10 protein-coding genes are annotated in these 11,573 nt (G+C 53.3%); 9 read left to right on the forward strand and 1 reads right to left on the reverse strand.

The genetic code is table 11. The features are described 5' to 3' along the window. Window positions 1-61: 61 nt before the first annotated feature. Window positions 62-1,903: a DEAD/DEAH box helicase gene (locus HMPREF6485_RS02425; protein WP_004341343.1), complete on the reverse strand. Its 1,842-nt coding sequence runs from the start codon at window positions 1,901-1,903 to the stop codon at window positions 62-64. A gap of 569 nt (window positions 1,904-2,472) precedes the next feature. Here HMPREF6485_RS02425 and HMPREF6485_RS02430 point away from each other — a divergent pair. The 9 genes from HMPREF6485_RS02430 (at window position 2,473) to ccsA (ending at window position 11,466) form a co-directional block, all read left to right on the forward strand. Next, a complete protein-coding gene (locus HMPREF6485_RS02430; protein WP_004344417.1) occupies window positions 2,473-3,009 on the forward strand; it encodes an LOG family protein in 537 nt (178 codons plus the stop codon). Window positions 3,010-3,644: 635 nt separating this feature from the next. Next, on the forward strand, window positions 3,645-4,403 hold the full coding sequence (dapB, locus tag HMPREF6485_RS02440; RefSeq protein ID WP_004341348.1) for a 4-hydroxy-tetrahydrodipicolinate reductase: 759 nt from the start codon (window positions 3,645-3,647) through the stop codon (window positions 4,401-4,403). Between the two features lie 6 nt (window positions 4,404-4,409). Further along, window positions 4,410-5,861, forward strand: coding sequence for a signal peptidase I (gene lepB / locus HMPREF6485_RS02445; protein WP_004344420.1), 1,452 nt, complete (start codon window positions 4,410-4,412; stop codon window positions 5,859-5,861). Between the two features lie 43 nt (window positions 5,862-5,904). Next, on the forward strand, window positions 5,905-6,318 hold the full coding sequence (locus tag HMPREF6485_RS02450) for a S26 family signal peptidase (RefSeq protein WP_004344422.1): 414 nt from the start codon (window positions 5,905-5,907) through the stop codon (window positions 6,316-6,318). After that, complete coding sequence (locus HMPREF6485_RS02455; RefSeq protein ID WP_004344423.1) at window positions 6,312-6,965, forward strand: WbqC family protein; 654 nt, start codon at window positions 6,312-6,314, stop codon at window positions 6,963-6,965. Before HMPREF6485_RS02450 ends, HMPREF6485_RS02455 begins: the two co-directional genes overlap by 7 nt. 232 nt (window positions 6,966-7,197) lie before the next feature. Continuing rightward, a complete protein-coding gene (gene nrfH / locus HMPREF6485_RS02460) occupies window positions 7,198-7,800 on the forward strand; it encodes a cytochrome c nitrite reductase small subunit (protein WP_004341360.1) in 603 nt (200 codons plus the stop codon). A 123-nt stretch (window positions 7,801-7,923) separates the two neighbouring features. Then, entirely contained in the window at window positions 7,924-9,420 is a 1,497-nt protein-coding gene (gene nrfA, locus HMPREF6485_RS02465; protein WP_004344424.1) for an ammonia-forming cytochrome c nitrite reductase, read from the forward strand. A gap of 202 nt (window positions 9,421-9,622) precedes the next feature. After that, on the forward strand, window positions 9,623-10,594 hold the full coding sequence (locus HMPREF6485_RS02470) for a cytochrome c biogenesis protein ResB (RefSeq protein ID WP_004341367.1): 972 nt from the start codon (window positions 9,623-9,625) through the stop codon (window positions 10,592-10,594). After that, complete coding sequence (gene ccsA, locus HMPREF6485_RS02475; RefSeq protein WP_004344425.1) at window positions 10,591-11,466, forward strand: cytochrome c biogenesis protein CcsA; 876 nt, start codon at window positions 10,591-10,593, stop codon at window positions 11,464-11,466. The genes HMPREF6485_RS02470 and ccsA overlap by 4 nt, the downstream gene beginning before the upstream one ends. The last annotated feature ends 107 nt before the right edge of the window (window positions 11,467-11,573 follow it).

Here is an 11,573-nt window from a genome sequence, read left to right on the forward strand (position 1 = left end):
GATCAAATTATCTCACCGATAGATTTGTTCCTTTCGCTATTTTCATTATTTGCCACTTGTCTTATTTCTTCCTCGGGCGGCGTCTTGCCCAGCCTTCCTCACTGAAATCGGGCTCCTCATCATTGAACTTGTCACGGCCCCGGCGGCCGAAGTCCCGACCAAAGTCGCGCCCCATGCGCTCCCGGCGGTCTCCTCCGCTGCGGCCACGGCGGTCGTTGCCACCACGGGCCCCGCGTCCGTGTCCACCCTCATCGGCTTCGTTGCAGCGCACTTCACGGCCCTTATACTGCGAACCGTTGATGGCTTTCATCACGCGGCCTGCATCTTCCTCGGGCACCTCGATATAGGAAAACTTGGACATGAGGTCGATGTGGCCCACCTCCTGCCGTCCGCGCACGTTCTTGTTGAGGAACTGCATCACCTCGCCGGGATAGAAACCATCGGCCTTACCCAAGTTGATGAACAAGCGGGTGAAGCCGTCTTCTGCCTTGCGGGGACCGCGCTGACGGTCGCCGCGACCGCCACGGGCACCACCGCCACGCATCTCGCCGCGCTCCTTCTTGCCCTTCGATGAAGAGGGTTTCTCTATCTCGGGCGCATTCTTATAGTAGTTGAGGAACCGGCCGAAGGTGATGGTCACCATCTTCTTGATGATGTCCTCCTTGTCGATATACTCAAACTGGCGGATGATTTCGGGCATGTATTGCTCAATCTGCTCCTCGTCCACATCGGTTTTCATGATGTCGTTCATCACCTTGTAGAGCTGCTTCTTGCATATCTCCTCGGGCGAAGGCAGCGTGCCGTCGACAAATTCCTTACCAATCTGCTTCTCAATCTGGCGCACCTTGAACTTCTCGCGCGTGTGGATGATGGAGATGCTCGTTCCCTTCTTGCCTGCACGGCCCGTTCGGCCGGAGCGGTGGGTGTAGCTCTCGATGTCGTCGGGCAGTCCGTAGTTGATCACATGGGTGAGGTCGTCCACGTCGAGTCCGCGGGCAGCCACATCGGTTGCCACGAGAAACTGCACCGTGTGCCGGCGGAATTTCTGCATCGTCAGGTCGCGCTGCTGCTGGCTCAAGTCGCCGTGCAGGGCCTCTGCGTTGTAGCCGTCTTTGATGAGCTTGTCGGCTATCTCCTGCGTTTCTATCTTCGTGCGGCAGAAGATGATGGCGAAGATGTGCGGGTAGAAATCCACGACACGCTTCAAGGCCAGATACTTGTCTTTGGCGTTGACGAGATAGTAGATATGATTCACGTGCTCGGCCCCTTCGTTGCGCGAACCCACCACGATTTCCTTGTGGTCGTGCAGATAGTTCTTGGCGATGCGCTCCACCTCCCGGCTCATCGTGGCCGAGAAGAGCAGCGTGTTGTGGTCGTCGGGCAGCGTCTCGAAGATGGCGTTGATACTCTCCGAGAAGCCCATGTTGAGCATTTCGTCGGCCTCGTCGAGCACGATGTTGTTCACCTGGTCGAGCTTGGCCACCCCACGGTTGATGAGGTCGATGAGTCGTCCCGGTGTGGCCACGATGATCTGCGCACCGTGTTTCAGCGTGCGTATCTGCGGGCCGATGTCGGCTCCGCCATACACGGCAGCCACATGCAGGCCGTCGATGTATTTGGAAAACGCGTTGAGGTCGTCGGCTATCTGTAAGCACAGTTCGCGCGTGGGACTCAATATCACGGCCTGCGTGGTCTTGTCCGTCGCATCGGTCTTCTGCACCACGGGCAGTCCGTAGGCGGCCGTTTTTCCCGTACCGGTCTGTGCCAGTGCGATGACGTCGTTTTTGTTACCGAGCAAGTAAGGGATTACTTCTTCCTGTACGGGCATGGGATTTTCAAACCCCAGCTCTTCAATGGCGCGACGAATGTCCTCGCTCACGCCCAATTCTTCAAATGTCTTCAATTTATAACTTTTTTAGTTTCGCAAGCTCAACTTTAGGAGTTAAAGGAGTGAAAGGGAGTTAGCACTCACTTCGTTCGTTAGGAGTTAAGACATCAGTCCATAGCTTGATGGCCCGAGCGTGCAGGAAGAGGAAAACTATTGTCTTAACTCCCTTTCACTCCTTAACTCCTTTAACTCCTATCTGAACTTGCAAAAGTTCAGTAATATCACTAAATTGGAAAGACGCTACGCCCTTCCAGCCATAAATTGGGCGCAAATACTTTCCGAAGTGAATAGAATGGCCGTCCCTATCCTGAATGGAGGCGACCGTAATCGGGGTGCAAAGGTACGACAAAGTTTCGACATTCGGCAAGCAATGTGCATTTATTTTCAAAAAGATTGCATTTCCCGTAGTTGAAAAAGGCGTGCGCGGGCCTTGTGGCAGTCAAAAGAAATGACTAACTTTGCACCCGGCTTCGCCCATCCCGGCAAACGGGCATGATCGTTCCACCATTACCATACGGGGGAACCGGACTTGGAAAAGTCCACTCAGAAGCCGGAAGGAAAGAACATTTCTAAAACCCACACCAATGAAAATAGGAATCTTCTGCTCCGCCAACAGCGCCATCGCTCCGGAGTATTTTGAAAAGACCGAGGCCCTCGGCACATGGATAGCCGGCGAAGGGCACGCGATAGTCTTCGGCGGTTGCAACCTCGGACTCATGGAATGCATCGCCCGTGCCGTGCATCAGGGGGGAGGCACGACCATAGGCGTGGTGCCCACCATCATCGAGAAGTCAGGCCGGGTGAGCGACTATGTGGATGTACACATCGCCTGCGACAACCTCAGCGACCGCAAAGACCTGATCCTGCTCCACAGCGACGTGCTCATCGCCCTGCCGGGCGGCATCGGCACACTCGACGAGGTGTTCACCGTGGCCGCCGCCCACACCATCGGCTACCACTCCAAGCCCGTCGTGCTCTACAACATCGGCGGCTTCTTCAACTCACTCATAGCCATGCTCGACGACCTGCAAGGCCGCGGCATGATGCGCGGCAGCTGGCGGGAACACATCGCGGTGGCCGACACGCTCGACGACGTGAAGAAAATCATTTCCAACCATTGATTCTGTCAAACTATTTATGTCATTTCGCCCGCTGAGTTTGCGATATTTTCGTCGGACGGATGATTGGGCGAAAATACGCGAGTTTTGACGATATCTCCAAACCACTGACTACCAACCGCTTGAATTTTATTGACATGTCACCAAGCCCAAAAACGGCCCTAAAAGAGGCCGGTAAGGCTTGCCAAAAGGCCACAATCGCATCGTGATTGTGGCCTTTTGGCATTCTGACTGTGGCCCTTCTGCAAGCTCAAAGGGCCAAAACGAGAAAGTCGAGTGCCTTTTTCGACATCCCGACACCGCCCACGCCACCTATTTGAAGCGTTTCCGCAGCAGCGTTTTTGTCAACATTGTTCCGCCCCATGCCGGCCATACCATGCCTCCACTTGGCAGTGACAGACGGAGCATGAATACCCTCCCATGCCACTTAAACTCTTTCAAAGCGTTATCATGACAGCCTACACCGTCTGCTCCGATTGCCACTATTACACTCTTTCACGGCTTCACGGGCAAATAGTGGCTGAGAGGAATATGAAGCGCATATTCACTTTTTCACCTTATTTAAGTGGCCGATGGGGGCGAATGTGGATAAAAATGCTTACTTTTGCCCCCGAGATTTTTAATTCGAATTAGGAAAAATGAAGATTGCATTGATCGGCTACGGAAAAATGGGCAAGATGATAGAGCAGATTGCCAAAGACCGCGGCCACGAGATTGTGAGTATTATCGACATCAATAATCAGCAGGATTTCGACAGTCCGGCTTTCGCCTCGGCCGATGTGGCCATCGAATTTACGGCTCCGCAGGCGGCTTACGGCAACTACCTCAAGGCCTGGGAACACGGCGTGAAGGTGGTAAGTGGTTCCACGGGCTGGATGAAGGAGCATGGTGACGAGGTGAAAGCCCGTTGTACCGAGGGCGGACAGACACTCTTCTGGGCCAGCAACTTCTCGGTGGGGGTGGCCATTTTTCAGGCAGTAAACCGCTATCTGGCGAAAATCATGAACGGTTTTCCGCAGTATGACGTGTGCATGCAGGAAACGCATCACATCCACAAACTCGACGCGCCGTCGGGCACGGCTATCACACTGGCTGAAGAAATCGTGGACAACATCGACCGCAAGAAAGACTGGAAGCGCGGCGTGACCGTGTGGACCAACGACGGACACGAGGACGAGGGAGACCCCACCACGGCCGACGATCTGATCATCAACTCCGTGAGAGACGGAGAGGTGCCGGGCATACACACCGTGATGTATGACTCGGAGGCCGACATGATCACCATCGAACACGATGCCCACTCGCGCAAAGGGTTTGCATTGGGGGCCGTGCTGGCTGCCGAATACACCCAAAAACACAATGGACTGCTGACTACTTCCGACCTCTTTAAATTCTAACGAGCCATGATAGACAAATCAAGAAAAAACCTCAATATGAAGGTGCAGTGGGCCAAATTTTCTGTTGCCACTATTCTTTATCTCCTCTTCCTCTACTGGGTGGAAAGCTGGTGGGGACTGCTGGTGCTGCCTTTCATCTATGATGTGTATATCACCAAGAAAATACGCTGGCAATGGTGGCGCGACTCGGAAGGGCCCGTGCGCTTCATCATGTCGTGGGTGGACGCCCTCGTATTTGCCCTTGTGGCGGTCTACTTCATCAACCAGTTCTTTTTCCAGAACTATGTGATACCCTCCTCGTCGCTTGAGAAGTCTCTGCTCACGGGCGACTATCTCTGCGTGTCAAAACTGAGCTATGGCCCGCGCATACCGCAGACACCGCTCACCATGCCGCTCACGCAGCACACCATGCCACTGGTCAACGTGAAGTCTTACCTCGACTGGCCCCACTGGGACTATCGCCGGGTGAAGGGCTTGGGACACGTGAAGCTCAACGACATCGTAGTGTTCAACTTCCCGGCCGGTGACACGCTGGTCAACGAACCGCAATACCAGTCGGCCGACTACTACCATGACCTCGTGTATCCGCTCGGACAACAGGTGTTCGAGAAACAGAACGGCGGGCCTGTGGATTTGTCCACGCTCAATCCGCAGCAGCAATACGACTATTTCCAGACGATATACAACCTCGGGCGCAGATACATTCTGGCCAATCCCAATGAGTTTGGCGACATCATCTACCGCCCCACCGACCGCCGCGAAAACTATGTGAAACGCTGCGTGGGACTGCCGGGACAGACGCTGCAGATCAAAAACCGCATCGTCTACCTTGACGGCAAACCCAACAAGGAGCCCGACAACGTGCAGTACACCTACTACGTGAAGCTGAAAGGGCAGCTCGACAGTGAACTGCTGAAGGATTTGGGCATCACCAACGAAGACTTGACAACCCTCAACCAGCGGGGCTACATGCCCCTCACGGCCCGTGCAGCCAAAGCCCTCAGAGCCCGCAAAGACTTGGTGGAAAGCGTGACACTCAACACCGACGCCACGGTGGGAGACCTCTACCCTGTCAATGCAGTGACGGGCTGGACACGCGACAACTACGGCCCCATCTGGATTCCGAAGAAGGGGGCCACCATCGCACTCAACATGCAAAACATAGCCGTCTACGAGCGACCCATCAAGGTGTATGAAGGCAACGATCTGGAAGTGAAAAACGGACAAATCTACATCAACGGCAAACTGGCCAAGAGCTATACTTTCAAGATGGACTACTACTGGATGATGGGCGACAACCGCCACAACTCGGCCGACTCCCGCTATTGGGGATTCGTGCCCGAAGACCACATCGTGGGCAAACCTATCTTCATCTGGTGGAGCCACGACCCCGACCATCCCGGCTTCTCCGGCATTCGCTGGCACCGGCTCTTCACAATGGTAGACGATATCAAGTAAAAACAAGCGGCCCCTCCCCGAGTGGAAGGGGCCATGCACAGACATGTATATCAAAGATGGCGTCAAGTTTACATTGGCGCTATTGGTCGCAACATTAACGATGTTGGCAATACGCGCCTACGCATTCACTATCTTCACCGTGCCCGACGACGGCCTTCGGCCATTGTTCGACAAGGGAGACCGACTGATAGTGAACCGTTTGTCACGTGAACACTTCGTGCCGGGCGATGTTGTCGTCTATGGAGAAAACGACAAACTGGCCGGCGAAATCGTGGCATTACCGGGCGACACTGTCGTCATCGGAACCACACACTATCTCGTGCCCACACAGTGCTGCCGGCGTTGCCGGTGCAAGGACTGCCAAACCTATATCATCAAGGTGGGCACGCAGCGGCAAACCATCCGCCAACACGACATCGTGGGCCGGGCCCATAAACTCTTCCACCTGCCATGGTAGCATTGCTTTCCTCTACTTATTTCGGTCCCATACAGTGGTATCAGAAACTCCATCGCTACGATGAGTGCGTGGTGGAGCGTTATGACAGCTTCATCAAACAGACCTACCGCAACCGCTGCATCATAGCCGCCACACAAGGCAGGCAGATACTCACTGTGCCCACAGAGCGCACCACGGGCCCGTCTGCACTGATGAAGGACATCCGCATCAGCGACCACGGCAACTGGCGGCATCTCCACTGGAATGCCCTTTGTTCGGCATACGGCGAAAGTCCGTTTTTCGACTACTACCAAGATGATATCCGACCTTTTTTCGAGAAGCGATGGGAATATCTTCTTGACTTTAATATGGAAATCACCCGGAAAGTGTGCGAGTTGCTTGATGTGCGTCCCAACATCCGTTTATCTGACGAATTTACGCCCGTTTCGGCAGTTACCTCCCCTCTAACATTCCCTCATCAGGGCAAGACAACAGACGATATTGAGGACTTCCGTGAGGTCATCCGGCCCAAACATCCCGGCACTGATGACGGTTTTGAGCCTCCTGTCTATTATCAGGTCTATCGGGAGAAAAATGGTTTTCTGCCCAATCTCAGTATCCTTGATCTGCTTTTCAACGAGGGAAACGAGGCCATTTGTTATCTTTAATCTGCCCCTTTGCAAAGGACAGACTCTTCATCGACAAGCGGACAAGAGAGGCTTGTGTTGGCATCTGAATATACCTTTTCAAAGACTGCCAAGCAACGCGACTGTCTTCCTCTTCTTCGGACAAAATATCTGATAACAAATTTATCCCAATAAATGAGGATTTTTTTTCATTTTATTTACACGAGTATATTAAAAAAAGGTTATATTTGCGACATAAATACAAAAATAGCCTATGAATTTACGTAAGCTGATATCATGGAAAGACGCACTCACCTACCGGCAAAAGGTTGTAGGACTTGTGCTATGCGGTCTTATCGTAGGCCTTGGCTTGCTGTTTGCCTATCTCCTGCGCCTGCATACTTATATAATAGGTGACGACCCCGGAGCTTGCGTCAACTGCCACATCATGGCCCCCTACTATGCCACTTGGTCTCACTCCTCGCATGGCCGCGACGCGACATGCAACGATTGCCATGTGCCCCACCAGAACATTGCCATGAAGTATCTCTTCAAGGGGATGGACGGCATGAAGCACGTGGCCTACTTCGTGACCCATTCCGAGCGGCAAGCTATCATGGCCGAAGATGCTTCGGCAGGTGTCATCATGGACAACTGCATCCGCTGCCACGCCCAGCTCAACCAAGAGTTTGTCAAGACCGGACGCATCAACTACATGATGGCCAAGCGTGGCGAGGGACTGGCTTGCTGGGACTGCCACCGCAATGTGCCCCATGGAGGCATGAACGGACTGGCCAAGACACCCAATGCCGAGAGTCAGGTGCCCATCCCGCCAAGCCCTGTGCCCGAGTGGCTGCAAAAGGCCTTGGGCAGGTAACCGGCCATGCGGTCTTCATCGACGAGAGACCGCAACCTAAGGGGCATTGCATTTTCCTCACAACAAACAAGAAAAAGAGAATCTATAACTATTAAATCGTCTGAAAATTAAAAATCTAAAAATATGGCAAAACAATTAAAGAAATGGCAAGGATGGCTGCTCTTCGGCGGCTCCATGCTGATTGTGTTTGTGTTGGGACTCATCTGTTCTTCGCTTCTTGAGCGCAGGGCCGAAGTGGCCAGCGTGTTCAACAACCGCCGCACACCTATGACCGACTCCATTGTGTCACAGAATGAGAAGTTTAAAGAAGACTTCCCCCGCGAATACGAAACGTGGGCAATGACCGAGGACACCACATTCAAGAGCATGTACAACGGCTCTCAAGAAAGGGACATTCTCGAGTCTTTCCCCGATATTGTGATCATTTGGGCAGGCTATGCCTTCTCCAAAAACTATAATACGCCCCGAGGGCACCGTCATGCCATTGAAGACATGCGCAAGATTCTGCGCACGGGCAACCCCGGCATCGGCGGTGATGGCGACATACAGCCGGGCACCTGCTGGACCTGTAAGGGACCGGACGTTCCCCGGTTGATGCGCGAGAAGGGCATCGGAGCCTTCTACGGAGCCAAATGGAGCCAATGGGGTTCGGAAGTGATGAACACCGTGGGCTGCTCCGACTGCCACGATGCCCGGACGATGGATCTCAAGCCCGCCCGTCCGGCACTCTACGAGGCATGGCACCGTGCCGGCAAGGATGTCAAGAAGGCCAGCCATCAGGAAATGCGCTCGCTCGTTTGCGCTCAATGCCACACGGAATATTACTTCGAGAAAGACAACAATCAGTATCTCAAGTTCCCGCAAGACAGAGGTCTCACATGCGAGGACGCTGAAGCCTATTACGACAGTCTCGGCTTCTACGACTACATTCACCCGCTTTCCAAGGCCAAGATTCTCAAGGCCCAGCATCCCGGTTACGAAATGTTCAAACAGGGTATCCACGGACAGCGTGGGTTAAGTTGCGCCGACTGCCACATGCCTTACATGCAAGAGGGTGGCATCAAGTACACCGACCACCATGTGCAAAGTCCGTTGGCCAAGATCGATCGCACCTGCCAGACCTGCCACCGGCAGGACGCAGAGACACTCCGCCAGAACGTGTATGAGAGACAAAAGAAAGTGTACGACTTCGCGGTCAAGGTGAACCATGAATTGGCTTTAGCCCACCTCGAAGCAGAGTTTGCATGGAAGAAGGGGGCCACGGAGGCAGAAATGACCAAGGCACTTGACGACATCCGCAAGAGCCAATGGCGCTGGGACTACTCACTGGCTAGCCACGGAGCTGCATTCCACGCTCCCCAAGAGGTGATGCGACTGCTTGCCAATGCCATGACCTATGCCAAGGATGCCCGTCTGGAGATATCCCACGTGGTGGCCAAGCATGGCTTCGTGGGTACTATCCCCATTCCCGATGTTTCTACCAAAGCCAAGGCGCAGGCCTATATCGGTCTTGACATGAAGGCACTGAACCAAAAGAAGCAGCAGTTCCTTGACACCATCGTACCGGAATGGGTGAAAGTGGCCAAACAGAAAAAGAGATTCATCACCCAACCCATGTAATGAACGCTTGGAAAGAGGACTATGACGGCTGATAGCCTGACATTTCAAGACGGAGTGACAATAATCAAGTGATTGCTCCGTTCTTGAAATGGCAGGCTGTCAGCCGTTTATTTGCATACACAGCAACAGTGGCGACAACACTCTGCGCGACTGTCAACACCTATTTACATTTACCCGAACATTTAACAACAATCCAACTACTATGTGGCATAAGCCATGGAAATTACGCGAGGGGCTGGCCATCGGGGCCGGCCTTCTCATCACCGGAGAAATGCTCCAACTCTCTATGGGCAGCATCGACTGGCAGCTCTTTGCCTTTCCGGTCAATGTTGTGGCTTTGGCTCTTTACTTGACGCTGATAGCCGCGGCCTTCCTCCTACGCCGAAAGATCTATGTCGTCAGCTATTTCACAACGCCCAAAGCTGCCACGGCATCCATCCTTTTTGCTACGGTGCTGACAGCCCTCATGGGCATCACCCGCCAAGTGGCAGGGACACAACCTGCCGCCGACCCGATAGGCATCACCAAAATGCTGTCCTATTGGCCTTTCGTACTTGTCTATCTGTGGCTGACCACTACCATCGCCCTCACCACCCTGCAACAGTTTGCCACCTTCCGGCTGCGCAAGATTCCGGCCATCGTATGCCACATAGGACTCTTTCTCATCGTGGTTTGCGGCACATTGGGGTCCGCCGACATGCAACGGTTGAAAATGTACTGTATCTCCGGACAACCGGAATGGCGCGCCCTTGACGACGAGGGGGCCGTAACGGAACTGCCATTGGCCATTCAACTCAATCGGTTTATCTTGGAAGAATATCCCGCAGAGGTGCAGAAAGTGAGAGGAGCCGATGGGAAACCTACGATCATGAAAATGCCTACGCCCAAAAGGTATGCCAGCGAAGTGGATATCTTCACCAAGCGGGGTGACAACATACAGGCTACCATCGAGGTGAACAAGCCCATCAGCGTGGAGGGATGGAAAATCTATCAGTACAGCTACGACGAGAGTATGGGGGCCAAAAGCACTTTAAGCATCTTCGAACTGGTCACCGACCCGTGGCTGCCTGTTGTCTATATCGGCATCGGACTGCTACTTCTCGGGGCCGTATTGATGTTTTTCACACTTGGAAAAGGAAAAGACGTACATAGAAAAGAGGAGGAGAACTCATGATTTGGGATTATTTCATCTATTTTGCCATTGCATCCGTCGTACTTTGGTTAGCCGGAGCACTGGCCGCTTGGAAAAGCCGCATGGTTCCGGCCCTCGCTGCCACGAGCATAGGTCTGTGTGTCTTCTTGGCTTACATCCTTGTGATGTGGGTCACATTAGAACGCCCTCCCATGCGCACCATGGGTGAAACGCGCCTTTGGTATTCGTTCTTCCTGCCGTTGGCCGGCATCATCGTCTATGCTCGTTGGCGTTATCAGTGGATTCTCTCATTCTCCACCATTCTTGCTACGGTCTTTATAGGCATCAATGTCTTCAAGCCTGAGATTCACACCAAGGCCATGATGCCGGCCCTGCAAAGTCCGTGGTTTGCCCCACATGTCATCGTCTACATGTTTGCATACGCTCTTTTTGGTGCCGCTGCACTCATGGCTGCCTATCTGCTGGTCAAGGCTCATAGGGCAACCACGGCATTGCTTGCAAATGGTGAAGACGATAAAGAAAGTGTGTCTCCTTCTTCTGAAGTCACCCTTTCTCCCACCGCGCCCCCAATCTCCAAATCCAAAGAGTTCGATATCATCGACAATATGGTCTATGTAGGCTGGGCTTTTCTCACTATCGGTATGCTTTTCGGAGCATTGTGGGCCAAAGATGCCTGGGGACATTATTGGGCTTGGGATCCTAAAGAGACTTGGGCAGCCGTCACGTGGTTTGCCTATTTGGTCTATATGCACTATCGCCTCTCGCCGGGCCACAGTCGCAAGTTGTCGCTCTGGATACTTATCGGTTCTTTCCTTCTCTTGCAGATGTGCTGGTGGGGCATCAACTATCTGCCTTCGGCACAAGGAACCAGCATCCACACCTACAACAGTTAGCGACCGTCAGCAGTAGCAGATATGGGCATCATGCGTACAAATACATCTGCCCCTGCTATACAGCAGTTCTTTTTCACAGCTTTCATTCATTCCATTCGCCGATAACT

The organism is Segatella buccae ATCC 33574 (assembly GCF_000184945.1).
Lineage (GTDB): Bacteria > Bacteroidota > Bacteroidia > Bacteroidales > Bacteroidaceae > Prevotella > Prevotella buccae.